General features: G+C 70.7%; 25 protein-coding genes, 1 tRNA gene and 4 pseudogenes. 15 read left to right on the top strand and 15 right to left on the bottom strand.

The annotated features are described in order from the left end of the window. Nucleotides 1–2 precede the first annotated feature (2 nt). The 3 genes from AB0L34_RS06520 to AB0L34_RS06530 all read right to left on the bottom strand — a co-directional run bounded on the left by AB0L34_RS06520 (nucleotide 3) and on the right by AB0L34_RS06530 (nucleotide 2,217). Nucleotides 3–662 carry an SAF domain-containing protein gene (locus tag AB0L34_RS06520; RefSeq protein WP_363702424.1) on the bottom strand — a complete coding sequence of 220 codons (660 nt, stop codon included), beginning with the start codon at nucleotides 660–662 and terminating at the stop codon, nucleotides 3–5. Beyond that, nucleotides 659–1,534 carry a hypothetical protein gene (locus AB0L34_RS06525; protein WP_363702498.1) on the bottom strand — a complete coding sequence of 292 codons (876 nt, stop codon included), beginning with the start codon at nucleotides 1,532–1,534 and terminating at the stop codon, nucleotides 659–661. The genes AB0L34_RS06520 and AB0L34_RS06525 overlap by 4 nt, the downstream gene beginning before the upstream one ends. Nucleotides 1,535–1,650: 116 nt before the next feature. After that, complete coding sequence (locus AB0L34_RS06530) at nucleotides 1,651–2,217, bottom strand: hypothetical protein (RefSeq protein WP_363702426.1); 567 nt, start codon at nucleotides 2,215–2,217, stop codon at nucleotides 1,651–1,653. A gap of 591 nt (nucleotides 2,218–2,808) precedes the next feature. On the opposite strand from AB0L34_RS06530, the gene AB0L34_RS06535 reads away from it, so the two are divergent. Beyond that, complete coding sequence (locus AB0L34_RS06535; RefSeq protein WP_363702428.1) at nucleotides 2,809–3,588, top strand: A24 family peptidase; 780 nt, start codon at nucleotides 2,809–2,811, stop codon at nucleotides 3,586–3,588. 135 nt (nucleotides 3,589–3,723) lie between these two features. On the opposite strand, the gene AB0L34_RS06540 is transcribed toward AB0L34_RS06535, so the two are convergent. Further along, the gene (locus AB0L34_RS06540) at nucleotides 3,724–4,359 is read right to left on the bottom strand and encodes a phosphatase PAP2 family protein (protein ID WP_363702430.1); all 636 of its coding nucleotides are present in this window, start codon (nucleotides 4,357–4,359) and stop codon (nucleotides 3,724–3,726) included. A gap of 171 nt (nucleotides 4,360–4,530) precedes the next feature. Here AB0L34_RS06540 and AB0L34_RS06545 point away from each other — a divergent pair, with 171 nt between their 5' ends. Continuing rightward, nucleotides 4,531–6,936, top strand: a complete 2,406-nt coding sequence (locus AB0L34_RS06545) for a glycosyl hydrolase family 65 protein (protein WP_363702432.1) — start codon at nucleotides 4,531–4,533, stop codon at nucleotides 6,934–6,936. Nucleotides 6,937–6,987: 51 nt separating this feature from the next. Further along, nucleotides 6,988–7,479: a GNAT family N-acetyltransferase gene (locus AB0L34_RS06550; RefSeq protein WP_363702434.1), complete on the top strand. Its 492-nt coding sequence runs from the start codon at nucleotides 6,988–6,990 to the stop codon at nucleotides 7,477–7,479. On the opposite strand, the gene AB0L34_RS06555 is transcribed toward AB0L34_RS06550, so the two are convergent. From AB0L34_RS06555 to AB0L34_RS06570, 4 genes are all read right to left on the bottom strand, one after another. Then, nucleotides 7,423–7,929: a hypothetical protein gene (locus AB0L34_RS06555; protein ID WP_363702436.1), complete on the bottom strand. Its 507-nt coding sequence runs from the start codon at nucleotides 7,927–7,929 to the stop codon at nucleotides 7,423–7,425. The two genes, AB0L34_RS06550 and AB0L34_RS06555, sit on opposite strands and share 57 nt — an antisense overlap. Nucleotides 7,930–8,049: 120 nt before the next feature. Then, the gene (locus AB0L34_RS06560) at nucleotides 8,050–8,661 is read right to left on the bottom strand and encodes a hypothetical protein (RefSeq protein ID WP_363702438.1); all 612 of its coding nucleotides are present in this window, start codon (nucleotides 8,659–8,661) and stop codon (nucleotides 8,050–8,052) included. A 276-nt stretch (nucleotides 8,662–8,937) separates the two neighbouring features. Further along, nucleotides 8,938–9,462, bottom strand: coding sequence for a hypothetical protein (locus AB0L34_RS06565; protein WP_363702440.1), 525 nt, complete (start codon nucleotides 9,460–9,462; stop codon nucleotides 8,938–8,940). Between the two features lie 74 nt (nucleotides 9,463–9,536). Beyond that, complete coding sequence (locus AB0L34_RS06570; protein ID WP_363702442.1) at nucleotides 9,537–10,127, bottom strand: TetR/AcrR family transcriptional regulator; 591 nt, start codon at nucleotides 10,125–10,127, stop codon at nucleotides 9,537–9,539. A 46-nt stretch (nucleotides 10,128–10,173) separates the two neighbouring features. Here AB0L34_RS06570 and AB0L34_RS06575 point away from each other — a divergent pair, with 46 nt between their 5' ends. Next, on the top strand, nucleotides 10,174–10,713 hold the full coding sequence (locus AB0L34_RS06575) for an HXXEE domain-containing protein (protein ID WP_363702444.1): 540 nt from the start codon (nucleotides 10,174–10,176) through the stop codon (nucleotides 10,711–10,713). 108 nt (nucleotides 10,714–10,821) lie between these two features. On the opposite strand, the gene AB0L34_RS06580 is transcribed toward AB0L34_RS06575, so the two are convergent. Then, nucleotides 10,822–11,226, bottom strand: a complete 405-nt coding sequence (locus AB0L34_RS06580) for a hypothetical protein (RefSeq protein WP_363702446.1) — start codon at nucleotides 11,224–11,226, stop codon at nucleotides 10,822–10,824. Nucleotides 11,227–11,338: 112 nt separating this feature from the next. Here AB0L34_RS06580 and AB0L34_RS06585 point away from each other — a divergent pair, with 112 nt between their 5' ends. Beyond that, on the top strand, nucleotides 11,339–12,040 hold the full coding sequence (locus AB0L34_RS06585; RefSeq protein ID WP_363702448.1) for a permease-like cell division protein FtsX: 702 nt from the start codon (nucleotides 11,339–11,341) through the stop codon (nucleotides 12,038–12,040). Between the two features lie 32 nt (nucleotides 12,041–12,072). Here AB0L34_RS06585 and AB0L34_RS06590 read toward each other — a convergent pair whose 3' ends face one another. Both AB0L34_RS06590 and AB0L34_RS06595 read right to left on the bottom strand, forming a co-directional pair. Next, entirely contained in the window at nucleotides 12,073–12,336 is a 264-nt protein-coding gene (locus AB0L34_RS06590) for a hypothetical protein (RefSeq protein ID WP_363702450.1), read from the bottom strand. Then, nucleotides 12,329–12,871 carry a sigma-70 family RNA polymerase sigma factor gene (locus AB0L34_RS06595; protein WP_363702452.1) on the bottom strand — a complete coding sequence of 181 codons (543 nt, stop codon included), beginning with the start codon at nucleotides 12,869–12,871 and terminating at the stop codon, nucleotides 12,329–12,331. The genes AB0L34_RS06590 and AB0L34_RS06595 overlap by 8 nt, the downstream gene beginning before the upstream one ends. A 439-nt stretch (nucleotides 12,872–13,310) precedes the next feature. Here AB0L34_RS06595 and AB0L34_RS06600 point away from each other — a divergent pair, with 439 nt between their 5' ends. The 3 genes and pseudogenes from AB0L34_RS06600 (at nucleotide 13,311) to AB0L34_RS06610 (ending at nucleotide 15,317) form a co-directional block, all read left to right on the top strand. Continuing rightward, a complete protein-coding gene (locus AB0L34_RS06600; protein ID WP_363702454.1) occupies nucleotides 13,311–14,249 on the top strand; it encodes an aminoglycoside phosphotransferase family protein in 939 nt (312 codons plus the stop codon). 617 nt (nucleotides 14,250–14,866) lie between these two features. Beyond that, nucleotides 14,867–14,986: pseudogene (locus AB0L34_RS06605) on the top strand (hypothetical protein); the annotation flags it as partial. Then, nucleotides 14,979–15,317 carry an immunity 53 family protein gene (locus AB0L34_RS06610; protein WP_363702456.1) on the top strand — a complete coding sequence of 113 codons (339 nt, stop codon included), beginning with the start codon at nucleotides 14,979–14,981 and terminating at the stop codon, nucleotides 15,315–15,317. The pseudogene AB0L34_RS06605 and the gene AB0L34_RS06610, both read left to right, overlap by 8 nt. A 112-nt stretch (nucleotides 15,318–15,429) precedes the next feature. Here AB0L34_RS06610 and AB0L34_RS06615 read toward each other — a convergent pair whose 3' ends face one another. The 3 genes from AB0L34_RS06615 to AB0L34_RS06625 form a co-directional block, all read right to left on the bottom strand. Beyond that, nucleotides 15,430–15,861, bottom strand: coding sequence for a hypothetical protein (locus tag AB0L34_RS06615; protein WP_363702458.1), 432 nt, complete (start codon nucleotides 15,859–15,861; stop codon nucleotides 15,430–15,432). Nucleotides 15,862–16,146: 285 nt separating this feature from the next. Further along, a complete protein-coding gene (locus tag AB0L34_RS06620) occupies nucleotides 16,147–16,320 on the bottom strand; it encodes a hypothetical protein (RefSeq protein ID WP_363702460.1) in 174 nt (57 codons plus the stop codon). Further along, entirely contained in the window at nucleotides 16,317–16,535 is a 219-nt protein-coding gene (locus AB0L34_RS06625) for a flavin reductase (RefSeq protein WP_363702462.1), read from the bottom strand. Before AB0L34_RS06625 ends, AB0L34_RS06620 begins: the two co-directional genes overlap by 4 nt. A gap of 372 nt (nucleotides 16,536–16,907) precedes the next feature. Between AB0L34_RS06625 and AB0L34_RS06630 the strand changes: the two genes are divergently transcribed. From AB0L34_RS06630 to AB0L34_RS06660, 7 genes and pseudogenes are all read left to right on the top strand, one after another. Then, nucleotides 16,908–17,309, top strand: a complete 402-nt coding sequence (locus AB0L34_RS06630) for a winged helix-turn-helix domain-containing protein (protein ID WP_363702464.1) — start codon at nucleotides 16,908–16,910, stop codon at nucleotides 17,307–17,309. A 363-nt stretch (nucleotides 17,310–17,672) separates the two neighbouring features. After that, entirely contained in the window at nucleotides 17,673–18,050 is a 378-nt protein-coding gene (locus AB0L34_RS06635; protein ID WP_363702466.1) for a hypothetical protein, read from the top strand. Between the two features lie 724 nt (nucleotides 18,051–18,774). Continuing rightward, entirely contained in the window at nucleotides 18,775–20,127 is a 1,353-nt protein-coding gene (locus AB0L34_RS06640; protein ID WP_363702468.1) for a hypothetical protein, read from the top strand. Between the two features lie 260 nt (nucleotides 20,128–20,387). Then, nucleotides 20,388–21,675, top strand: a pseudogene (locus AB0L34_RS06645) (replication initiator); the annotation flags it as partial. Next, a pseudogene (locus AB0L34_RS06650) lies at nucleotides 21,672–21,869 on the top strand (excisionase family DNA-binding protein). The pseudogenes AB0L34_RS06645 and AB0L34_RS06650, both read left to right, overlap by 4 nt. Beyond that, nucleotides 21,869–23,084: pseudogene (locus tag AB0L34_RS06655) on the top strand (site-specific integrase). The pseudogenes AB0L34_RS06650 and AB0L34_RS06655 overlap by 1 nt, the downstream one beginning before the upstream one ends. Before the next feature lie 49 nt (nucleotides 23,085–23,133). After that, the gene (locus AB0L34_RS06660) at nucleotides 23,134–23,688 is read left to right on the top strand and encodes a hypothetical protein (RefSeq protein ID WP_363702470.1); all 555 of its coding nucleotides are present in this window, start codon (nucleotides 23,134–23,136) and stop codon (nucleotides 23,686–23,688) included. 304 nt (nucleotides 23,689–23,992) lie between these two features. On the opposite strand, the gene AB0L34_RS06665 is transcribed toward AB0L34_RS06660, so the two are convergent. Then, nucleotides 23,993–24,064, bottom strand: a tRNA-Lys gene (locus tag AB0L34_RS06665). Nucleotides 24,065–24,209: the final 145 nt, after the last annotated feature.

A 24,209-nucleotide genomic window follows, 5' to 3' on the forward strand; every position in this document is an offset into this window, starting at 1 on the left:
GCTCAGGCCGCCTCGGTCAGCACGACGGCGATCCGTTCCTGCGCGGAGAGCGCCACCACGGCCGGCACGTCCCGCACGGCGAGCGCCAGGTAGACCACCACCTCGTCGTCATCGGCGGATGTCGCGGTGTCGATGACCGTCGCCTCGAACCGGGTGGCGGCGCCCGCCGGGTGGCCGTCGTTGCCGTCCGGTGTGCTGACCAGCAGGACCTTGTCGCCGGGGTGCAGCTCGCGGGCGGGCACCTCGGCGGGCCCGAGCCCCAGCGCGAGCTGTTGCTGCCCGGGGCCGAGCAGCGGGTCGTCGGTGAGCTGGGCCATGGTCAGCAGCGTCCCGGGGGTCAGCGACACGGCGGCCCGCTTGCCGAGCACCTCGTCGAGCCGGCCGGCCGGGACCGGGGACAGGCCCTGGCCGCCGGTCACCTGCACCGGCACCAGGTCGTCGGCGCTGATCTGCCGGCCGACCTCGACCGGTCGGGCCACGGCGAGGTAGCTGCCGGTGGCGCGTACGGAGGTGACCGCGAACGCCGCCCCCAGGCCGCCGAGGGCGATCAGCAGCACGGCCAGGCCGAGCAGCCCGGGTCGCATCCGGCGCTGCCGCACCACCTTCGGCGGGGCGATCGGCGCGTCCACCGGTCCGGTCCCGTTCCGGGTCACCACACTCATTCCGACACCACCTGTAGTTCGTTGATCCGGACCGGGACCGTGCCCGTGGTCCGGTTGACCGGGATGACGCCGCTCTGACCATCGCCTTCCCAGGTCACCGTCCAGTACGTCGTGGCCCGCACCCGGTAGTCGCCGGCCTTCGGGTAGCCGCTTGCGTAGCCGCAGTCGGGGGACCGGCGGCCGGCGAGCGGGCCGTCGGCCCGGTACGGGGTGCCGGCGCCGTAGCAGGTGACCGTGCGGCCGTTGCCCATGTCCCAGACGATCCGGCGGAACGTCGCCGTGATCCTCACGGTCAGGCCCCGTTCGCTCTCCGACGCCTGCTGGGTGGGCCCGAAGTACTTCCGGTCGTCGTTGCTGCCCCACATCCAGACCGGCAGCCCGACCAGGCCGGGACCCTTGCTGCGGCGGGGAGCGACCGCGATCCGGGGCGCCGCGATGGTGATCTTGGCTAGTGCCCGCCGGGCGAGTTCCTCCGGGTCGGGCGGCGCGCCGAAGCCGGGCGGCGGGGCGTCGAGCAGGACTTCGGTCTGGGTGCCGACGTCACCGCCGTTGCAGGTGCGCGTATACCACTGCTTGCCCTCGGGGGCCTCCTGCTGCGGCTCGGAGAGCTTGTAGTAGCAGCCGTCGCCGTTGTTGAACCAGCCGAGCACGTCGTCGTAGCACTTCACCGTGCGGCCGTTCCACTGGCACTTCCCGCCGCCGCCCCCGCCGCCCGAGTCGCCGCCCCCGCCGGTGTCCCCGCCGCCGCCGGGGCCGCCCGGGGTGCCGGGGTCGTCGTCCCAGACGCTGCAGTCGCTCTGCCCGGGCGGGCACTCCGCGCCGGGGTCCGCGCGCCCTGCGGCGGGTGCGGACACGGCCGCCCCGAGCGCCAGCAGCAGCGCCAGGCCGGCGCCGGCCAGGGTGCGGGTAGCCCCGGCCCCGGCGGTGCGTGTGCGGGTCGCCCCGGCCCCGCTCGGCGCGACGGCCGGGGCGCCCCCTCCTCCCCAGGTCAGCACGGCAGGTCCTCGTGGGCGGCGCCGGCGCTGATCAGCCAGCGGCCGTCCGGGTACCGGGTGGCGGTCGCGGTGGCCAGGTGCCGGGTCCCCCCGGTGCCGGGGACGACCCGCTTGTCCCTGGCGTAGACCAGGCGGTAGCCGGTCGCGTCCAGGCAGTCCTGGATCTCCACCGTGGGCGGGCTCGAATCCAGGCTCACCGACGTCACGGTGGGGTCGGAGACCAACCTGCCGGTACGCATCGCGCCGTGCTCCTTCGCCTCGCGGATGGACAGCCGGACCCGGGTCAGCAGCGGGTCGGCGAGGAACCGCGACAGGTCCGGGTGGTGGGGGTCGCTGCGCCCGCTCGCCGTGCGGGACGCGGCGAGGTATCCGGCGTACGCGGCCAGGGCCGCCTTCCTGGCCGCCTGCTCGTCAACGCCCCGATGGGTCGGGGCCGGGGCGCCGCTGGCGGGAGCCGCCCGGGTGGTCGTCGCCGGGTCGGCGCCGCAGGCCGTGACCGCCGCGATCGCCGCGATGGCGAGCAGGCGGGCCGTAGACCGGCCGAGCTGCCGTCCGCGCACGTCGTGCCTCCTCGGTGGCCGTCCGGAGGTCTGTGCACCGGCCTCCGGGCATGCGGCGGCGCGGCCGAATGGGGCCATCCGGACCTGTCGGAAAATCGTCGTCGCATTCGCCGTTATGGATATCTACAAATGCAAGCCCTGGGTCGTCCTGTCGTTTCGTCGCGGGGTTGCACCGCACCCAAGGGGCGAGCATAGGCTGACGTCCGCCGATGCAACAGAGGCAATTCAGATGGACACTGTGAGTGATGACAGGTGGTGGCGCGGGGTGGCTGCGGGCGGTGTGATCGAGTCGGGCTGCGGGGTTCCGCGGGGCGGCTGGAAAAGTCGACGCGGTGGGAGTCCGTCCGGTGAACGAGTGGGCGTCGTGGTCGCCGGGGGCTGTCCCGGACGCGGCGTCTGGTCCGATCCGTCCCCCGCCCTGAGGCATCAAAATTTCATTCGTATGGGATTCCCGCTCATGTGGTCGCGCCATTGCCGCGCGCATTTCCGCGATTCCGGCGGGACGGGCGCAGGCCGCCGCGCCCGTTACCGGCCGATCAGGGTGTCGCTACCCTCCGTGTCGTGCCCCGGCGTCCGGCGGGAGGGCCGTCCATGGCGCTGACCGAACCGCCGGTGCTGGCGGAGCCCGCCGGGCCGCCGCCGGTCGCCTCCCGCGCCGCCCGGGCGCTGGCCGTCCTCGCCCTCGGCCCGGTGCTCCGCCTCGCCGCGATCCGGTACGCCGTACCGCCGGGGGTGGCCACCAGGACCGGGTGCGACGCCTGCGGCGCTCCGATCGGGCTGGCCCGGCCGTGGCCGGCGCTGGGCCCGACGGCCCGGTGCGGGCGGTGCCGGGCGCGCGTCGGCCCGCCGCCCGGCGCGGTCGAACTCGCCGTGGCGGCGGCGCTCGGGGTGCTGCTGCTGGTCGGTCCGCCCGCCGCGGTGCTGGCCGCCACCGCCTGGTGGCTGGGCTGGGCGATCCCCCTCGTCTTCGTCGACGCGGCCGTGCACCGGCTGCCGGACCGGCTCACCTGGCCCGCCGCGGCCGGCACCTGGCTGGTGCTCGGCGTGGCCGCGCTCGCCGGGGCGGGTCCGGCGCCCTGGCTGCGGGCCACCGTGGCCGGGGCGGGGCTGGCGCTGTTCTTCGCCGCCACCACGCTGCTGCTCGGCCGGCGCGGGTTCGGCCTCGGCGACGCCAAGCTGGCGCTCGGCGTCGGCGCCCTGCTGGGCTGGTACGGCTGGGCCCTCCCGGTGGCCGGGCTCATGCTCGCCCTGCTGCTCTCCGGGCTGGTCGGTGTCGCGCTCCTGGCCAGCCGACGCGTCGGCTGGCGCAGCCACCTCCCCTTCGGCCCCTTCCTGGCCCTCGGCGCCGTCGCCGCGCTCCTCCTGACCTGACCCGCCGCCCCGGGCTCCCGCCGCCCCCGGCTCCCGCCCACGGCTCCCGCTCCCGCTCCCGCTCCCGCGATCTTGCACTTGTGGCCCGGGACGTGGGGCGGAAAGTGCGAGATCGCGGGGAGCGGGAGGGGAGGGTTAGCGGCGGGCCGACGTGGCCCGGTCCGGGATGGGGCGCTCGGCGTGGCGGGCGCGGCGTTGGAGCAGGCCGGCGGTGGGGCGGGCGAGCAGCGGCGTGAGCAGCGCGGTGACGAGGGCGCCGAGCAGGACGCCGACGACCACGTCGTGCGGGTAGTGCACGCCGACGAAGGTGCGGGAGAACGCGGCCAGCGCCGCCACCGGCACCGCGACCAGCCCGACCCGGCGGGACAGCAGCAGCGTCGCCACCGCCAGCCCGCCCGCGATCGTCGAGTGGTTGCTGGGGAAGGACCAGTCACCCGTCGGCGGGCAGTGCCCCGCGATGATGGCCAGTTCGGTCGCCACCGCCCGGCAGGGGCGCTCCTGGTCCACCACCACCTTCAACGCCTCGCTGCACCCGTACGCGAGCACCACCGCCACCGGCGTCACCAGGGCGTACGCGCGGGAGCGCGGGCCGCCGCCGAGGCGCGACACGGCCGCCACCAGCCACAGTGCCCCGAGCAGCAGGATCGCGGCCTCGGTGAAGTGCCCGGCGAACCACTGCACCGGTTGCGGGGTGTCGGCGGCGAAGTCGACGATGTCCCTGTACCACTCGGCGCTGATCTCCGGCACATCCGTCGTGCCCGCATCAACCATGACTCACCTCACCAATCGTCTATACCGCGTTTACCTCACGGACAACCCTGGAACACCTGGAAGTCGGACGCAGTGTGCGTTGGTCGGGCCGGGACCCTGACTTTCGTCTCAGCGATCTCTCAGCCCGGTCTGCCACGGTCGACCCGGTACGTCGGACTCCCTGGAGTCGCTGTGCACGACACCCCGACCGCCGACCGGCCGCCGACCGCGCCCGGGACCGGGGACGACGAGGCGTGGCGGATCCGGCGTACGGAGGCGGACCTCGACCGGCTCGCCGAGACGGAGTCGATCTTCGCGCTGGGCAACGGCTGGGTCGGCTGGCGCGGCAACCTGGACGAGGGTGCCCCGTACGGCATGCCCGGCAGCTACCTGAACGGCTTCCACGAGCGGCGCGAGCTTACCTACCCCGAGGACGGGTACGCCTTCCCGCAGCTCAGCGACACGGTGATCAGCGCGCCGAACGCCGCCCTGATCCGCCTCTGGGTCGACGGCGAGCCGCTGGACGTGCGCACCGGCACCCTGCGCACCCACGAGCGGGTGCTCGACCTGCGCGCCGGGGTGGTCGAGCGGTACACCGAGTGGGTCTCCCCGGCCGGGCACGGCGTACGCGTCCGCAGCACCCGGCTGGTCTCGCTGCCCCGCCGCCCGGTGGCCGCCGTCCGGTGGAGCGTCGAGCCGCTGGGCGGGACGGTCGACGTGCGGGTCTGCGCCGACCTGCTCGCCAACGAGCGGGTGCCGGAGCGCTCCGACGACCCCCGCGCCGCCTCGGTGATCCATGACCCGCTGACCGCCGAGTACCGCCACTCCAACGGGCACGACGGCGTCCTCGTGCACCGCACCGAGCGCAGCGGGCAGCGGGTCGCCGTCGCCGTCGCGCACGAGGTGCGGGCCCCGGACGGCTTCGCCCCCGGCGTCGACTGCGCGCCGGACCGGCTGCGCCTCACCCTGACCGGGACGGTGCGCGCCGGCGAGCGGCTGGAACTGACGAAGTTCGCCGCGTACGAGTGCGCCACGGTGGACGCGACGCCACCGCAGGGGCTGGCCCGCCTGGTCGTCGAGGAGGCCGGGGCGGCCCGCACGGCGGGCTTCGACGCGCTGCTCGCCGCCCAGCGCGCGGCCCTGGACGCCGCCTGGCAGACGGCCGACGTGCTGCTCGACGGCGACGCCGAACTCCAGCAGGCCATCCGGTTCGCCGTGTTCCACCTCATCCAGGCGGGCCGGCCGGACGGCGACCGGACCATCCCGGCCAAGGGCCTGACCGGCAACGGCTACGACGGGCACGTGCTCTGGGACACCGAGGGCTACGTGCTGCCGGTGTTGACGTACCTCGCCCCGGAGGTGGCCCGGTCGGCGCTGCGCTGGCGGCACGCCCACCTGCCCGAGGCCCGCGAACGCGCGGCGGAGCTGCGGCTGGCCGGGGCGACCTTCCCGTGGCGCACCATCGGCGGCCGGGAGTGCTCCGGCTACTGGCCGGCCGGCACCTCCGGGCTGCACGTCAACGCCGACATCGCCGACGCGGTGCTGCGCTACGTCGCCGCCACGGGCGACCACGAATTCCTCGCCGGGGCCGGGCTGGAGCTGCTGGTCGAGACGGCCCGGCTGTGGCACGGCTTCGGCCACTGGTCCGACGCGGGCACCTTCCACCTGCGCGGGGTGACCGGCCCGGACGAGTACTCCGCCCTGATGGACGACAACCTCTTCACCAACCTGATGGCCCGCCGCAACCTGCGCGGCGCCGCCGACGCCGCCGAGCGGCACCCCGAGGCGGCGGCCCGGCTCGGCGTCGACCCGGCCGAGGTGGCCGGCTGGCGGGCCGCCGCCGACGCGGTCTTCGTCGCGTACGACGGCAAGCGCGGGGTGCACCAGCAGGCGGCCGGCTTCACCGCGCAGCCGGAGTGGGACTTCGCGAACGCCTCCGACGACGACTACCCGCTGCTGCTGCACTTCCCCTATCTGGAGCTGTACCGCAAGCAGGTGGTCAAGCAGGCCGACCTCGTGCTCGCCATGCAGCGGTGCCCGGGGGAGTTCACGGCCGACGAGAAGGCGCGCAACGTCGCCTACTACGAGGCGCGGACCGTCCGGGACTCGTCGCTGTCGGCCTCCCCGCAGGCGGTGCTCGCCGCCGAGGTCGGGCATCTCGACCTGGCGTACGACCTGTTCGCCGAGTCGGTGCTCCAGGACCTGGCGGACCTGGGCGACAAGACCGGCGACGGGCTGCACCTGGCGTCGCTGGCCGGGGCGTGGCTGGCGCTGGTGCAGGGCTTCGGCGGGCTGCGCGACGACCGGGGGGTGCTCTCCTTCGACCCCCGGCTGCCGGCACGGATCGACCGGCTCGGCTTCTGCCTGCGCTGGCACGGCCACCGGCTGCGGGTCACCCTGACCCGGGACGAGGCCCGCTACGAGCTGCCCGACGCCGACCCGGCGACCGGCATCGAGGTGTGGCACCACGGTGAGCCGCTCCGGGTCACCGGCGCCGGGCCGGTGGCACGGCCGATGCCTGTCGTCCCCGACCCGGGCCCCGAGCCGCCCTCCCCGCCCGGCCGCCGCCCCACCCGCCGCTCCGCCGGCGACCGCTGACGCCGCGATATCCCGGGGCGGGTGCGGGCCGCGGTTGGCTAGGGTGGCGCGGTGTCCGACCTCCAGCGGCTTGCCGCCCACCACGTCGCCGCGCTGCTGCGCTTCGAACGCGAGAACCGGGAGTGGTTCGCCCGGTCGGTGCCGGACCGCGGCGACGCGTACTTCGCCGACTTCGACGCGCGGCACGCGGGGCTGCTCGCCGAGCAGGAGACCGGCGCGTGCCACTTCCACGTCCTGGTCGACGCCGACGGGGCGGTGCTGGGCCGGTTCAACCTGGTCGACGTCGCCGACGGCGAGGCCGAGCTGGGCTACCGGGTGGCCGAGCGGGCCGCCGGGCGCGGGGTGGCGACCGACGGCGTCCGCCGCGTGGCCGCGCTGGCCCGTGCGGCGTACGGGCTGTGCCGGCTGAGGGCCAGGACGACCCTGGACAACGCCGGCTCGCTCGCGGTGCTGCGGCGCACCGGCTTCACGCCGGTCGGCGAGATGTCACTCGACGGGCGCCCCGGCCTGCGGTTCGTCCGCGAGCTGACGGCCGACGACTGACGCGCCGGTCATCCGCTCCCGGACGGCCTCCAGCGCCTCGAAGGCGTACGCCCAGTTGTGGCACTTGAAGCTGCGCAGCCCCTCGATCGGGGTGCGGCAGTCGGCGCAGCGCACGCCGGCGATCGCGTCCGGGACCTCGGTGTTGACGTACTTGCGGTCGCCGAGGATGACCGTCGCGATCATCATCCGGTCGTGCACGCCGGAGAGGGCGGAGGAGACGATGTCGTACCAGGTGACGCGCCGCCCGCACTTGGGGCAGTCCGGTTCGTCGCCGCTGACCCACAGCGGGGCGCCGATGCTGCGCAGCGGCATGCCGAGCAGCTTCTCGATGCGCCGCACGTCCGACTCCGGGGTCGTCCACCGGTGCGCGCCGGGCAGCGACGCGGGCGAGTCGTAGACGGCACGGAACAGGACCGGGTCGACCTCCACGGTCTCGCGCTGACGGGTCATCGGCGTGCCTCCTCACGGTCGGTGCCCCCACCGTCGTCGCAGGTGGGGGCAGGCTCAACCGGATCAACGACACGGCGGGCCGCCGGATCGCGTCGTGGCCGACGACATCCGCCGGCCGGCTCAGCTCTCCGGCGGTGGCGGCAGTTCGGCGTGCCGCACCTGATAGCCGCCCTCGGTCACCGGGGCGAAGGGAGCGGGCGCCATGCAGGTGCCGACGCTGCCCTCCCGCCACTGCCCGTCCGGGCCCTGGTCGGCGTTGACCACCGCCCAGGAGAAGCCGACGCGGTCGCGGCCCGGCCCGTCGTACACGCTGAAGCCCAGCCGCCGCCCGATGAGGTCGGCCACCGGCGCGTCGGCCTCGGTGACCACGGCGGTGAGGGTCGCGGTCCGCGCGGCCGTGACCAGGCAGTCGACCCGGGCCGCGAAGCGGACGGTGGAGCCGTCCGCCGCGACCCGGTGGGCGACGTGGACGGTCCCGGTCGCGTCGGTGGGCAGGCCCTGGGGCGCCCCCGGCAGAGGTCGGGTGTACGGGGTGGCGCGCGCGTCGAAGCTGAAGCTGCGCACGTCCTGGTCCGGCGCGAACGTCAGCCGGATCTCGCCGCTGCCGGTCACGCGCGCGGTCCCGGCGGGCTCCCGGTCCGCCGTCGCCGAGGCGGTGGCGCCCGACGCGCCGGCCAGGGCCACGCCGACCACGACGGCCGCCGCGCCCAGCCCACGGAGTGTCGTCCTCATCGATCCTCCCGAAAACGGTGGCGACCTCTCGTCGCCCTCGCCCTCCAGGCTTCCGGCCGGCCGCCGGTCACACCTCCCGCGACGGCGTGAGTCCCCTCCTTCCCACGGGGGACGCCCCACCGCCGGCCGTGCCGGTGACCGTGCGGCGCGGGTGGTCGGCGTCGTCGCCACGGTGACGCGGCGACGACCGGCGCGGCGACGGCGGGCTGCAGCTCACCGGACGGCCCCGGCGTGGCACGCTCCGGGGCCGTTCCGCGTCCCGGGGCGGCCCCGCCGTCAGCGGTCGTTCAGCATGAGCAGCACCGTCTCGTGCTCGACGTCGAGGAACGCCACCCGCCCGCGCGTGGCGGGCGGGGCCTCGTCGTACGACCGGCTGTGCAGCCAGCGGGCCCCGGCCGGGACGTGCGGCCGGAGGTCGGGCCACACGTCGGCGGGCGTCCTGCCCTGGTCGTGCTGGGCCGGGTCGTCGGCCGCGACGGGCGCGAAGTCGTACTGCTCCGCGAGTTCCCGCGCGTCCTGCGGATGGAGCCTGACGACGGCCTGGTACGCCCAGTCCGTCGGACCCGGGACCCGGGAACACGGCTCGCCCAACGCGCGAGCCTGCCAGTGGATCTCGGGATAGTCCCCGAGCCCCGGCAGTTCCTCCGGCGGGTCCCAACGGTCCACCCGGACCTTGGCCTCCGCCTCGTCCACCGACTCCTGGCACGCTCGCGCCTCGCGCGCCGCCGCGCCGCCGCAGCCGGCGACCAGCCCGATCGCCGTGGCGATGGTGGCGGCCCGTGCCAGCGTCCCCGTCCTCATGGCGAGGACAGTAGACGGTCGCCGCTCACCCCTCACCGGGCCGACGCCGGCCGCTTGTCGGGGCTCACGTCGGTTCAGGCGTCGACGGCGGTGCCGGCCCGGCCGGTCAGAGCCTTCCAGGCGGTGTCGGCGAGTTCGCGGACGTCGGTGTCCGTCAGGGTGCCCTCGACCAGCCACCGGTAGACGAGCGGGCCGGCGAGGAGATCGCGCGCGGTGGCCGGCGAGGTGTCGGACGGGAGGTCGCCACGGGCGATGCCGCGCTCGACGACGTCGGTGATGGTGTCGAGGCGGGGACGCAGGTACCGCTCCCGCAGCGGTGCGGCGAGGTCGTCGCGCCCGATGCTGTCGGCGAGTACGCCGAGGATGACCGGCGCCAGGCCGGTGAGCCGGTCGACGAGGCCGCGTGCCAGGTGGTGCAGGTCGGTGCGGGTGTCGCCCGTGTCCGGGGCGGGCGCGACGGGCACCGCCTCGGCCAGGGCGTCGACGACCAGACCGGCCTTGTCGGGCCAGCGGCGGTAGACGGTCGGCCTGGTCACGCCCGCCCGGGTGGCCACCTTCTCGATGGAGAGGGCGCGGTAGCCGCCGTCGCGGAGCAGGTCCAGGGTGGCGTGCAGGATCGCCGCGTCGGTCTCCGGCCGCCGGGGTCGGCCTCGCTCGTTGGCCACGTCACATCCTCTATAATTTACGAACTGTATCGTAAATTATAGGCGCATGACTTCGCGGAAGGACGGAGCCCTCCCCGCGGCGGCCACCTGGGGGCTGCTGGCGGCCTGGGCGATCCACGACGCCGAGGAACTCGCCACGATGGGCGGCTGGCTCGACCGCGCCCGGCCACGGCTGCGGGCCCGCTTCCCGCAGGTGCCCGAGCGGGTGTGGGACCAGCTCCGGGTCAGCCCGGCGCAGGCACGCATCGCCATCGGCGCGATGGGCGTCGTGATGGCCGCCGCGGCGGCCCGGGGCGCTCGCACCGGCGGGCGCAGCGGCTTCTACCAGTCGGCCCTGGTCGGCTTCGGCCTGCACGCGGGCGGGCACGTCGCCCAGGCCGTGGTCACCCGCGGATACACCCCCGGCGTGGTGACCGCGCCGCTGGTCGTCGCCCCGTTCTCGCTGTGGGCCTGGCGGCGCCTGCGGGCGGCCGGCGTACCCCAGGCCGGTGGCGGTGCCGCAGCGGGCGCGGCCCTGCTGCTGCCGCTCGTCGCCGGCGCCTGTCACGCCGTGGCCCGCATCCTGGCACCAAAGCGGCCACGCTGACGGGCGTGCCGGCAGAGTCGATCGACGGCGGCGGCACCGCCGCCAGCAACCCGGCGACCCTGGCACCACGCCGGGCGGGGGCCGGCACCCGCACAGCCAAGATCAGCGCTAGCGATCCGGCAGGAACTGTGCCGCCCACATCGCCTTCGCCCGAACTCTCGGATCCGCGCTCAGCTGGGTGAGGATGTGCCGGGCTCGCACAGGGGCACCTTCGACGAGGTCCAGGATCTCGGCGGACAACCCGTCCTGGTCGTCCCCCAGCTCCCGAGCCGCCGCTTGAAGCAGCACCGGCAACGACTCCACTCCCGCGATGCGGGCCAACGCGGTGGCGATGGCGTCGCGAGCGAAGAAGTTGCCCTCGCCGAGGTAACGGTCGAGGTGGGCCTCCAGGGCAGGCAGCAGTGCCGCATCGCGGCTGGCCACGAGGTCGTCGACGATGTCGTACACCTCGGTGCCGTCGTCGTCCTCTTCCGGCTCATCGATTCGCTGGACGAGAGCATCCACGCTTGCCATGCAGGAAGCCTAGGGCCCTGGCGAACGCGGGAACCGACGTGCCCGCCAGGAAGCCGTTCCGGCCGAGACCTTGGGATCACTCGATGCCTCGCGCCCACCTACGATCTGACCCATGCGTCGCGTCGCGCCGGTATTGGCTCTCATACTCCTGACCGCTTTGTCCGCTTGCGCCTCCTCCGAGTCGAAGGACGCCGGGCACACGACGTTGACCGTCCTGCTGGACCGCGACGTGACGGCAGCGCAAAAAAGTGCGGTGGAGCAGCGGCTACGCGCGATGCCGAGCGTCGAGGGCGTCGCCTTCGAGACCCGCGAGCAGGCCTACGAGAAACTGCGGAAGGACTCGCCGGACCTGGTGGCGGATCTGGATCCGGAGAACATGCCGGAGTCCCTTCACGCGACTGTCACCGACGTGTCGGTCGCCGAGGCGGTCGATCTGGTGATGGGTACGGTCGACGGCGTCGAGTGGGTTGGGCTCAGGATCGCCGATGCTGATCCCCTGCCGTCGCGGATCGGGGCGATCGTCCGGCTGGAACCGACGGCTACGGAAAAGCAGCGAGCCGCCGTGGAGGAGGCCGTCCGGGCGCTGCCCCGCGCGGAGTCGGTCGAGTTCGAGGAGCGCGACGCCGCCTACGAGCGGCTACGCAGGCAGTGCCAAGGCAAGGGCAACCTCGCCACGCAACTCGACTCGCAGGTGGCACGCGCCTCGCTGCGGCTCCAGCTTCCCTTGAACGGGAAGGGTGGGACCGGGCTACCCGAGATCGAACGCCTCGATGGCGTCGAGGCGATGCGCCTGGTGCCCGTGGCGATGCTCTGAGCGGCGCCAGCGGAGCGGCCAACGGCGGGTCCCTACGTCGTCCTCCTCCGCAGCTCGCAGCGACCGTCGGTGCAGGACCGCTCCAGGCGCCCTGACGAAAGCGTCTGCACGAGGCCGACCGCCCAGCACATCGGACAGCCGCGGAGCGCGAGCAGGCCGACGGGGAAGAGCAGCAGGCTCACCGGGCCGACGACCGGCAGGAGTGCGATCGAGCCGATCAGCCCGCCGAACCCGACCACGCCACGGGCGAGGTGCCGCGCCAGCGACTGACTGGCGAACGAGGGACCGTCAGCCATTGATCATCCCTCCCCGCAGGGTGCGGTGCACCGAGGCGCGGGCGCGGTGCAGCCGGGACTTCATCGCGGCCGTGCTGAGGCCGAGCGCGTCGGCGACGGCCCGGCCCGGGAAGCCCTGGATGTCCCGCATGATCAGCACATGACGCTGGTCGGCGGGCAACGCGGCGATCGCCTCGGCGACGCGGCCGGCTTCGAGACGTTGCAGCACCTCGTCCTCGGCCGACGCCGCGGCGATGTCGGCCACTGGCGCAGGACGATGGCCGACGAGCCGCAGCCGGCGCAGGCATTCGTTGCGTACGATCCGGAACATCCACGATGCCAGCGCCCCGGAGGCACGCAGCGTGCCAATCTTGCGGTAGAGGATGATCAACGCCTCCTGCGCCGCATCCTCGGCATCTTCGGGCGTGGCGCACAGCGTGTGCGCGAACCGCCGCACGCCCGGGTACGAGCCGGAGACCAGTGCGGTGACCGACGCGATGTCCCCGCGCTGGGCGGCGAGAACCAACTGCTCGCTCGGCCATGCCGTCTCAGCCACGGGAACGTCCCTTCCGCCGCAGCAGGAATACGGTGCACATGCAGAACACGAGGGCTCCGACGGCGATGGCGACCCACCATACGAGTTCCATGTCATCCTCCAGTTCTCCGCCGGCGGGTCTCGCCGGCACAGGTAAGAGGCGACGAGCCCGGCAGAGGATTCGGGTCCTGACCGACCAGTTGCAACGGCGCCCGCACTCGGCGAGAAAGCAGCCACTTGTACGAAGATTGTCCGGAATTCATCGGAGCCGGTCTCCTGCGGACGCCGGCTACCCGAGAGCCCGCCGGGTGGCCTCACCCATGGGGTCGTCACGGATGACCAGCAGCGGTAGAAAGCCAGCAGTCCACACAGACGTGCATGATTGACGGTGGCTGCCTTCGTTTTCGCACCACATCAGGTCCCGCACTTCAATTTCCCTTGTCGGCCAAAGGATGTCTCAGTGAGCGACACACCGAATCTCGGTCCAGTGCCCCAGCGCATTGCCGTCGACGCGGAACAGGTGCAGCGGCTCATCGCCGACCAGTTTCCTCAGTGGGCCGACCTCCCGGTTCAGCCCGTAGCCGGCGGTGGCTGGGACAACTGGACCTTCCACCTCGGCACCCGAAGGTTGGTGCGTCTGCCCAGCGCGTCCGAGTACGCCTTGGCGGTCGACAAGGAACACAGGTGGCTTCCGGCGCTCGCTCCCCGACTCCCGCTGCCCATCCCCGCCCCCCTGGCGAAAGGCAAACCCGGCGCGGGCTACCCCTACTCGTGGTCGATCTACCAATGGCTCGACGGCGAACCTGTGAGCGCGGACCGCATCGCCGACACCGTCCGATTCGCGGTCGACCTGGCCGAGTTCCTGGCGGCCTTACAGAGCATCGATACCATTGACGGTCCCCGCCCCGGCCAGCACAACTGGTTTCGGGGCGGCACGCTGCGCACCTACGACGGGGAAGTCCAGCGCGCGCTCGCGGCACTGGGCGGCCACGTCGACACCGACCTGGCTCGCGAGATCTGGAAGAGCGCACTGAACGCACGCTGGGACGGTGTCGACAGCTGGTTCCACGGGGACATCGCTTCGGGAAATCTCCTGCTCAACGACGGGGAGTTGGCAGCTGTCATCGACTTCGGGACATGCGGCGTCGGCGATCCGGCCTGTGACCTGGCAATCGCATGGACATTGCTGACCGCCGACGGCCGGCAGGCGTTCCGGGAGCGACTGTCCGTCGGTGAGGCGACATGGGCGCGCGGGCGCGGCTGGGCCCTCTGGAAGACGCTCGCCACTTGCGCCTCCACTTTGGGCGATGCCGACGAGTCGGCCGCGAGCGCACTGCGCGTCCTCGCCGAGATCTTCTCTGAATACGCGGCCGGCGCCGTCACCGTGCCCCAGCCATGAACAGCCACCACGCCCGGCAAGCCCTCACCGAGCCATGATCACAATCCCCGGCGGGCGTACCAGGCGTCTGTCAGCACTGACCGCCGCGTCGGACAATGCTACGGGCACGGCTGACGCAAGGGGCCTAAGATCATGCCCCTTGGAGAGGCGCGGAGCCCTCAGCGTGGTGCTCTGCGGCGCGCTACGGTGCTCGACTCGGGTCGATGGGGAGTTCCATTACGTCGACATGTCGCCCGTGCGTGAGATCAAGGGGGCGATGGCCACACAGTGGCGGGGATGCAAAAGATCAAACCCCTGTCTAGTACGTCGTCGACTTACCGGAGGCAGACAGCCATGCAGATCTACTACCTCGAAATCGTGACCAGGGAAGTCGACGTGGTGTGTGCCACCTACGCAGCAGCGAATGGGGTGCGCTTCGGCGAGCCGGATTCCGGGCTCGGCAACGCACGGACGGCCGAAATGCCGGGAGGCGGGCTGGTGGGGGTGCGGGCGCCGTTGCGCGAGACGGAAGAGCCGGTAGTGCGGCCCTACTGGCTGGTAAATGACATCGAAGCGGCCGTCGCAGCGGTAGCGGAGGCCGGCGGCGAGATAGCCGTGGAGCCGATGGAGATCCCTGGGCATGGCACCTTCGCCATCTACGTCCAAGGCGGCAACGACCACGGCTTCTGGCAGCGGTAGACCATCAGCCGAGACACCTGTCAGGGATCACCGCGAGATCAGGGACTACGAGTGCATGATCACGACGAGCTGGCGCCCGGGGTCTGGACCTGGTTGCAAGCCTGGTACGCGACTCGGTGCGATGGCGAGTGGGAACACGAATACGGCATTCAGATCGAGACGGTCGACAACCCCGGCTGGTCGGTCTGCATCGACCTGGGCGATACGGCACTGTCAGGGGTGCCCTACGAGCGGCAGGAACTCCATCGAAGCGAACACGATTGGATCATGACCTGGGTCGAGAAAGACCAGTTCCGGGCAGCGTGTGGACCACTGAATCTCGGAGAGGCGCTACACCTGTTTCGGCGGTGGACCGAAACTACGACCCGCGAGCCCGGGCCACAGGATTGACAGACGTAAGAGCGTCCAACTTCGCCGACAGCCGGCTGTCCCGGTCCCGGGACTTGCGTGACCGGTCGGAATCAGAACGTGCGTGACGCTCCGTCGAGACTTGTGGAGATCGTCAACGTGGCGTTGCGGAAGCGGGCGGTTGCATCCAGGGCGGCTCACCCAGCAGTTCACGGCAAGCCGTCATCAGCTTCTGCTGGGCTTCGGCGATCCGGGCCTCGGCCTGTGTCATGTCCGCCTTGCCCTGGCTGCCCAGGTCGAGGTCGCCGGCCTCCTGAGCGGCCTCCATCAACTCCCGGCCGGCGGCACTGACACCGGGATCGACCGAGCCGCTCGCCCGCATGCCTGCAAAGCGATTCATGGACCAGAAGAGATTTTGGTCCTTCACCTGGGTCTCTACATGGGCACAACCGGCGCGGCTAGCACCGTCTGGGGTGGGTCGACTGGCAGCCGGCTTCTCGTCTGCGCAGGCGGCAAGAAGCAGGACGGCGCCCAGCAGCCCCGCGGTGAGGGGACGGTTCACCGGAGAATCGTAGACGACGATCATGGCGACCGGCGGTAACCACGCCACCAAACCGCTGCGACAAGCTAGGCCCGACGATACTCAGCCGAGCGTCGGCTGCTGTACCAGCCATGCTCCTGGCTCAAACGGCCGCACGAGGGGCCGTTGACCTGCGGAAAAGTGGGCCGCCAGGGACTCGAACCCTGAACCTATGGATTGCCGGCGAGCGGGTTGGATCAGGTGTTGTTCGAGGTCATCCGGCCTGCTGGCGCGCATCTCGGTCCGGTTCCGCTGGCACGGTTGCTGTATTTCGCTGCTGTACTGCTGGCGTCAGACGAGGCGCTGGATGCGGACCTTGGGCTGCTCGTTTCTGAGGTGGCCTTCCTTGTGCTGGCGGACCTGCTCGTCCCAGACCTCCTGGTCGTAGTCCGGGTTCGGTGGGATCCACTTGTGGGAGCCGTCGCTGTAGTGGAACTTCTCGTCGCCGGGTCGCAGGATGCTCATCGGGTCCAGCCGAGGAATCGGTGATGCAGGTGACCGGCGGGGACGTGGGCCAGGTCCTGGGCGGCGTCGACGAGCTGCGCGGCCAGGTAGAGGGCGAGTGACACCGGGGCGCGGTCGTACTCCGCTCGCAGCTCGCGCCGCCGGGTCTGACAGGGCCAGTCGGCACCGCAGCCGCCGCACGTCCAAGTCGGTGTGATTGGGAGATGAGCCGTCATCTTGGCGTCTCCCGTGCTGCCCGCCACTCCGATGCCGGGGCACCTTGCCGGTCGTGGTCTGACGGCCAATGCCCTCGGTTGATCGGGATCCGATGCCTGGTGCGGCAGGGCAGTTCGCCTCCACATCGGCAGACCTTCCGCCACCGCTGCCATGACCAGACCGGCCGGTGCCGCCTGGCGAGAGTGAGCGCGACGGCTACCAAGTACTCCTCGTACGAGACGCGAGGCACCAGGTCTCCCCTCGGATGTCGGCCAACACGGACAGCACGTCGGGACTGGCGATCGTGCAACTCCGCAGCTCACGTCACCGTAACGACGTAGGGATGTAGATACAATAAGATGTAGAGCTGTCGGGCGCATAGCGTCACGTTCGTGATCGACCCCAGTGCGGATCGTGCCGTGTTCCGGCAGCTCGCAGACCTCCTGCGAGACCGGATCACGTCTGGCGACCTCGCGCCCGGGGCGTCGCTGCCCAGCGAGCTGCGGTTGGCTCAGGAGTATGGGCTGAGCCGCACGAGCGTCCGACAGGCGGTAGCGCTACTCCGGTCGGAAGGGCTCGTGATCGTGGAACCACCGCGCGGCACGTTCGTCCGCGCCGTTGAGCCGACCGAGACGGTGACTCTCCTCAAGGGCGACACCGCCACCGCTCGGATGCCTACACCAGCCGAGCGACGCGAGCTGGAGATGGGCGAGGGCATCCCGGTTATCGTGATCTTCCGCGCCGACGGCTCCCGCGAGTTGTACTCCGCTGACCGCATCCGCGTAGGTCGCTGACCCGTCCCCACCGCCACCAGTGACCCCCGCTGGGGCCCCAACCTGTCGGATGCTGCCGGCCGGTGGCTGTCCTCGTCAACGAGCAGGTGCCGGCCGCCATCGCTTCGCGTTCGGGACCGGCCCGCATCGAGGCTCGTGCTGCCTTCCCGCTGCCTCGCTGCCTGACGCATTGCTACAAGCTCTGTGCCTGCGGTCCCGGCACGTCTGTCCTCATGTCTGACCTCGGCCCCGGAGTTCACCGTTAGCGCGAGTCGTCCTCCGCTGGCCTGGGCTGCTGTCCTCGGCAATCTCCTTCAGGCCGGCGCTCGCGACTGGGCGTGTCGCTGGCCCGGGAAAGAACTCGCTCCCACCACACTTGCCGTCATGACTGAGCCGAAGGCAGACATGCCGCGGGTGTATTTCACCGTGCCCGGTGTGGAAGACCTGACCAGCGTGATCATCATGTTGCGCACGGCCGGAGCCACGATTACGGACGAGTGGCGCGAGTTCATGGTGGAGGGCCCCTTGACCGCCCGACAAGCCGCCGCAGTATGGCAGCTCGCCGAGCATGTCGACAGCGGTAGCGAGTCCAATCGGCTCGGTGTGCGGGTGGATCCGTCGGGTGACCTGAAGGCGGCGCTGGACGTCATGTGTCCGGACGGGTGGACTATCGACGCCTTCGACTGGCCGGATGCGGACTGGTCCGACACAGATCAGTGGTGGATGGAGCAACAGCAGCTCCAGCGCAGCCGCCGAGGATAGGTTGCAGACGCACCAGCCCGACGGCAGGCGCCTTGACACAGATCTATGGGAATGTCAGGACGACGATTGCTGACGGTTCGGTGCGCAGATCGCGACGCCGGACCCCGGCCGGCCGAGGGCTGTAGCGGTGGACTGGCTTGCTGTACTTCCTTGCTGTACGACTGCCAGGTCGAAACGGGGCCCCGAGCCCGGCTGGGGCGGTGGTGACGCCTCGCTTACAAGCTCTGTGCATCGCGTCCGCACGCGTCCGCCAACGGCTGCACGCTCGGAGCTTCGTCCGTGCGAGCGCTTGGCAGCGTGCCGCCGTCCGGCGGCGTTGCTGTCAACGTTGCTGTCGACAGCCGTTCCGCCGGCGACCCAGGTCGACCCCGCTGGCGGGATCCAGTCTCAAGCTATCGTCTACTGCCAGCCGGTCCCGGCCCGCGTCTACGAGCAGGTGTAGGCCATCGTCCAGTGATATTCGTGTCCGGTCTGCCTCAAGGCTTGCGCTGCCTTCCTGCTGCCTCGCTGCCTGGCACCTCGCTCTGTGCGTCCTGCCCGACGGGGACAGCTCGAAGCGCTATGGCCCGACAGCCCATCAAAGGCGATGATAGTTGCGATGGAACCTGAAACCGAGGCAGACCGCCCGCCCGCGATGTCACGCGAGACGAAGACACAGGCAAGTCCTGAGTCCGAGCGAAATCGGGAGACTTCACTCAGTAGACAGCGACGAGTCCATCGGCCAGTGGACCAAAACCTCTGGGAGCTGATCAAGCGACCTGCACTTGACGCACTCCGCAAAATCGCCCGGTACGAAACCGTTGAAACAAGCGGCGAGGCCGACAGACGGGCCATGACAGCCCCAGACAGTTCTGGTCAAACGGTCTCCTTTGGAGGCCCGGGACGGGGCGCGGAAGACCTGGATGGGCTACAGGAGCTTGTGGAAGGGATCCACCAGCGACCTAACACAGCCTGGAAGTTTGCGCTACCGGGAACAGATATTGCCGACCGTTCAAGCTTAATGGTCCACGAGATCGCTATGGTTCCGCTCGTGCTCGCCCAGAGATGCGCAGTCCTCGGGGAGCAATCTATCAACGAGGAGACGTTGGCACGACTATATCGCGAGCATGAACCATACCTTATCGACCCTGACCCCCGAGTCGATGTAATAGTGCCCATCCTTGGCGCCATATTTGAGGAAGGCGCCAAGTTCAAGGAGTACTCGGTAATCGAAATGTCGGGCAGCTTATACGATGCTTTTTCGGCCGTTCCCCACATCAAGGACCGCGACCGGTCGAGCCTGCAAAGAGCTACACATGCGGTAAAGCTAGAGAACGTCAAATGCATCCCCGGTGGATATGGGGAATACTTCGATATCTGCATGGACGAGGCGGGCGAAGATGCCCTAGCGCGATTCTTTCAAGGTATGGCAGTTGCGCTTCCGGGACGCACGACCTATGCGCAGGTTGGATACCTCGCAAGGGGATGGTCCGCCTTTGCGACTGCAGGACCCAGCGCACCATTTACTCACCTGCTTCGCGATTATGCACTACGTCTCGACCGAATTGATGACCGGGAACCGGTCCAAGTTTCGCCCGCCAAGGCGGAGGAGATCAGCTCGCTTGCGGAAGCACTTCTCAAGGCCCATCCCAGCGTTAGAGTCGCAGCGCGCCGGCTCGCAAATTCTTATGAACGCGACGATGATGAGGACCGAATTATAGACTTGTGCATTGCGCTGGAAGCGTTACTCGGGTCAGGTTCCGGCGAAACAGTGCACCGGCTTAGCCTTCGGGCGGCGGCCCTGCTCACACGAGCAGGATGGTCTGACAGCAAGGAAATATATACAGCAACCAAGGATATGTACTCGTATCGGTCACGAGTCGTACATGGAACACCAGGGCCCCACAAGAAAGATCTACTGGACATCGGCGGCATGCCAATACACGCCTCTAGGTTCGCGCTTGCCGCTCTGTGTACTCTTCTGCGGCTTGCGCTGCAAAACGGCGGCTTCAATCCGGCCAAGCTCGATGACGACTACATCTTCTCGGCCTTCGACGTGGCGGCGGGCGGCTTCCAACAGAACGACCAAGAGGAATAGTTCGCTGGCGTGCCCTTACCGCGTCGGCGGCCAACGCATTACGGGTTGACGTTGACGTCCATGCGGTGGCTCGGCGCCTTGTCCTCCTACTCCCTTTTCTGGCCTCGTCCGGCGTAGTACGCTCCGGTTCGCTGGCTTGGCTGCTCATCGGGCCTCGCGCCAACCGGCCCTGCTGCCGGAGGCATGATTCCAGCAGCCAATACCCACGATCAGCGCCGAGATCCGACTCGTATCACTCGATCAGCAGTTTGCTGACAAGCTGGGTCTACCAGGGCGACGCCTACCAGGTCGTGCGCTGCGGCCTGACTGGCGGCAAGGGCGTCCCTGCCTCGGTAGGCCGGCACCCGGTCGCCTTCGCCACCTTCACCGCGCCGTCCTTCGGCGCGGTCCACAACCGGCACGTTCCCCGCCACACCTGCGCTACCCGGCAGCGCTGCGACTGCCGTCCGGCTCCCTGCCGTGCCCGCCACACCGTCGGCACCTGCCAGCATGGGCAGCCCGCGGCGTGCTTCGCCCGTCACGACGCCGACGATCCGCGGCTTGGGCAGCCGTTGTGCCTGGACTGCTACGACCACGGCCACCAGGTCGTCTGGAACTACTTCTCGGGCGAGCTGTGGCGGCGCACGAAGCAGGCCATCGAACGGCACCTTGCCGGCCTCTGCCGCAGACGCGGCATCCCCTTCGTCCAGGTCGTCACCAACTCCGGCAGGGTGCGACGGGTGCCGCCGGTTCGGGTGTCGCACGGGAAGGTCGCCGAGATGCAGCGCCGGGCAGCCGTTCACTTCCACGTCCTGCTGCGCCTCGACGGCGTCGCCCCCGACGACCCGGACGCGCTCGTGCCACCGCCTGTGGGGATCACCGTCGACGACCTGGAGGCAGCCGCCCACGCTGCCGCACGCCAGATCACCGTCACCACGCCCCTGCACCCCGACCAGCAACGCGGCTGGGTGGTGGCGTGGGGCGAGCAGGTCGACGTCCGGCGTATCAACAGTGCCGGCGGCGAGCTGACCGACGGCAAGGTGGCCGCCTACCTCGCCAAGTACGCCACCAAGGCAACCGAAGCCACCCCAATCCACCCGACTCACCCCCGCCACCGTCGACGACTACGCCGATCCGGAAGGCGACCATCTTGCCCGCCTCATCGACGCCTGCTGGCACCTCGGACGGCCCACCGGCACCGACACCGCCAGCGGCGCCGCAACGGCCGACGACCGTCAAGGCAGCCTTGACACCAAACCGAACGCCTACGCTGGGCTGCGCCGCTGGGCGCACATGCTCGGCTTCGGCGGGCACTTCCTCACCAAGGCCCGCCGCTACTCCGTCACCTTCGGCCTGCTTCGGGACACCCGCGCGACCTTCCGCCGCGCCGAGGACGAAGATCTCACCGACACTGTGATGGTTGGCCTTCTCACCTACGCCGGCTCCGGGTGGCTCACCGAGGGCGATGCGCTCCTGGCCAACACCGCCGCCGCCCAACGCCGGCAGGCCAGACGCATCGGCCGGGAAGAACTCGCCCACGAAGCCTGGCTCGTCGGGGCCGCCGCATGAGCCAGAACCTCGCCCCGCGCTGGTACTCACCCGCCGAGGTAGCCGTCCTGCTCGGCTTCGGCATCTCCAAGGTCAAGATGAAAATCGCCACCGGCGAGCTGCGCTCCATCAAGGATGGCAAGTAGCGCCGGATCCTCCCCGAATGGGTCGACGAGTACATCCGTGACCAGGTCGAGCGGCAGGAGGCGGCCTGATGCCCGGACGTAGTCGGGCCAACGGCGAAGGCTCGATCTTCCCGTACCGCAACGGCTTCGCCGCGTACGTCTGGGTGGAGAAGCCCGACGGCAAGCGGGGCCGGAAGTGGGTCTACGGCAAGAGCCGCGAGGAGGTCCACGATAAGTGGATCAAGCTGCACGGGCAGGCCAAGGCCGGCCCCGTGGCGACACGCTCCCCGACGGTGGGGGAGTACGCCGGCTACTGGCTGCGCGAGATCGTCAAGCCGAACCTCGCCCCGGGTAGCTACGTCACCTACGAGGTGGTGGTCCGGCTCTACCTCGTGCCAGGGCTCGGCCGGAAGCGGCTCGACAAGCTTCGGGTCAGCGACGTCCAGACGTGGATCAACGAGGTCGGACGGACCTGCCAGTGCTGCGCTCAGGGCAAGGACGAGCGGCGCAAGCCCGCCCAGCGTCGCTGCTGTGCCCTCGGCCGCTGCTGCCGGGATCTGGCCTCGGCGACCAGCGTCACCCACCTGCGGACCGTGCTCCGGACGCTGCTGTCCCAGGCGATCACGGAAGGGCTGATCACCCGCAACGTCGCCTCCCTGGTGAAGCTGCCTCCGGTGCGGAAGCGCAAGCGGAAGGCGTGGACGAGCGACGAGGCGCGGTGCTTCCTGGAGTCGGCCCGCGCCGACGACGATCCGCTCTACGCTGCGCACGTCCTGGTCCTGGTGCTCGGTCTGCGCAAGGGTGAGACGGGGCTCACCTGGGCTGACGTCGACAGGCCGCCGTCTTCGTCTCCCGGTGCAGCAGTTCGGCACCGACCCGCTGGAGCTGCCGATCGATGGTCAGCTCCCCCGCGTCGAGTGGACGCCACCCTGCCGCTGCCGGACATCTGCACCGTGGCGCTCGACCGCCGCCGCGCCGCCCAGACCACCGCCCGGGACGCCGCCGGCCCAGCCTGGCACCCCTCCGAACTGATTTTCACCACCCGCTACGGCCGGCCGGTCGAGCCACGGAACTTCAACCGCTTCTGGGACCGGCGCTGCGATGCTGCCGGGGTCCGGCGCACTACCGTTCGGGGCGCCGGCGGACCTGAGCCTCGCTTCTGGCCGACCTGAACGTCCACCTCGGGTGGCGATGCAGATCCTCCGGCGCGCGCAGTACGCCATCACGATCGAGATCTACACGGTGGTGTCGTCGGCGGCCACCCGCGACGCGCTCAAGCGGCTCGGCAGCGCGCTGGACCGATAACAGGCGATCACACCGCTCGGTCGGGCTAGCGTGACCAGGATCGGGGCCAGTGAGCACAACCTCGTCGGCTGCGTTGCGGGCATGGAAGACTGATCATGTGGCCGTCTTTAGTTGCGCCCGCTGCGGCGCGGTGCTGACACCAGACTTGGCGCATTCCCCGGAAAAGCTGGTTCGCCCGCCAGCACAAGAAGGCCGTGGTCCTCGTCCGTCGACGATGCCGCGCGGCTTCTTCGCCATCGACCCGGAGCCGTTCGGTGTCCCATTCGTGCCCGCAGCGGATCAAGACCCGCCTGTCTACGACCTGCCAAAAGCCATGCCGGGTGGCAGTACACTGGAGATCGATGGCGTCTTCTTTGTTTCGGCCGGCCCGCGCAACACCATCGTGATCCACCCGGACGACGCGCCGTCGCTTCAGCTACACCCGGACTTCACCCGTCGGACGGGCTGCTGCGGCCTGGACGGTGAGCGCGGGCCGAATCGGGTCTGCCGTTGCGGCGCGGAGGTGGCAACCCTGATGGCGGACTGCACCGGGGCTCATGAGCTGCACCTAGATCCAAGCCGGGTGTCATCACAGGCCGAGACACGGCAGTTCACGTCACCGTGAAACAGCGAGGAACGATACGGTCATTCTGACGTTCACCGGAGGCTGCCGGAACAGCCTGAGTCGGCTCTCGTGTCACGGACCGCGCCCCCGGCGGACACCGCCACAGCAGCGCAGTTGACCCCACCTCGCCCGGCACGGACCCGGCTCCCAGGGTCGGAGCTGGCCACCGGCGGCCACCCGCGACGCGCTCAAGCGGCTCGGCCGCGCGCTGGACCGGTAAGGCACTACTGCTGTACTTCGCTGCTGTACGGGCCGAGATCACGGCGCAAACGACCCCACGATGGGCCGGTGACCTGCGGAAGAGTGGGCCGCCAGGGACTCGAACCCTGAACCTATGGATTAAAAGTCCACAGCTCTGCCATTGAGCTAGCGGCCCGCGCGCTCAGGTTACCGGACGTCGGCCGGCGGCGGCTCTCGGCTTCCGCGCCGCCGTCGATACGCGCAGTTCAACGAGGGTGCGCCGGGGGCGGCCACGGAGCACCCGCCCCGGCCGGGGACGGGCGCTTCCGGGCGTACGGGAT

The sequence above is a fragment of the Micromonospora sp. NPDC052213 genome, assembly GCF_040679695.1.
In the GTDB taxonomy this organism is placed as follows: domain Bacteria; phylum Actinomycetota; class Actinomycetes; order Mycobacteriales; family Micromonosporaceae; genus Micromonospora.

What these genes read in the sequence shown, in the direction of transcription:
- AB0L34_RS06520 (WP_363702424.1), bottom strand. Translation starts at nt 662, where the DNA reads ATGAGTGTGGTGACCCGGAACGGGACCGGACCGGTGGACGCGCCGATC.
- AB0L34_RS06535 (WP_363702428.1), top strand. Translation starts at nt 2,809, where the DNA reads ATGGCGCTGACCGAACCGCCGGTGCTGGCGGAGCCCGCCGGGCCGCCG.
- AB0L34_RS06540 (WP_363702430.1), bottom strand. Translation starts at nt 4,359, where the DNA reads ATGGTTGATGCGGGCACGACGGATGTGCCGGAGATCAGCGCCGAGTGG.
- AB0L34_RS06555 (WP_363702436.1), bottom strand. Translation starts at nt 7,929, where the DNA reads ATGACCCGTCAGCGCGAGACCGTGGAGGTCGACCCGGTCCTGTTCCGT.
- AB0L34_RS06560 (WP_363702438.1), bottom strand. Translation starts at nt 8,661, where the DNA reads ATGAGGACGACACTCCGTGGGCTGGGCGCGGCGGCCGTCGTGGTCGGC.
- AB0L34_RS06565 (WP_363702440.1), bottom strand. Translation starts at nt 9,462, where the DNA reads ATGAGGACGGGGACGCTGGCACGGGCCGCCACCATCGCCACGGCGATC.
- AB0L34_RS06575 (WP_363702444.1), top strand. Translation starts at nt 10,174, where the DNA reads ATGACTTCGCGGAAGGACGGAGCCCTCCCCGCGGCGGCCACCTGGGGG.
- AB0L34_RS06580 (WP_363702446.1), bottom strand. Translation starts at nt 11,226, where the DNA reads ATGGCAAGCGTGGATGCTCTCGTCCAGCGAATCGATGAGCCGGAAGAG.
- AB0L34_RS06585 (WP_363702448.1), top strand. Translation starts at nt 11,339, where the DNA reads ATGCGTCGCGTCGCGCCGGTATTGGCTCTCATACTCCTGACCGCTTTG.
- AB0L34_RS06590 (WP_363702450.1), bottom strand. Translation starts at nt 12,336, where the DNA reads ATGGCTGACGGTCCCTCGTTCGCCAGTCAGTCGCTGGCGCGGCACCTC.
- AB0L34_RS06615 (WP_363702458.1), bottom strand. Translation starts at nt 15,861, where the DNA reads ATGATCGTCGTCTACGATTCTCCGGTGAACCGTCCCCTCACCGCGGGG.
- AB0L34_RS06620 (WP_363702460.1), bottom strand. Translation starts at nt 16,320, where the DNA reads ATGAGCATCCTGCGACCCGGCGACGAGAAGTTCCACTACAGCGACGGC.
- AB0L34_RS06625 (WP_363702462.1), bottom strand. Translation starts at nt 16,535, where the DNA reads ATGACGGCTCATCTCCCAATCACACCGACTTGGACGTGCGGCGGCTGC.
- AB0L34_RS06635 (WP_363702466.1), top strand. Translation starts at nt 17,673, where the DNA reads ATGACTGAGCCGAAGGCAGACATGCCGCGGGTGTATTTCACCGTGCCC.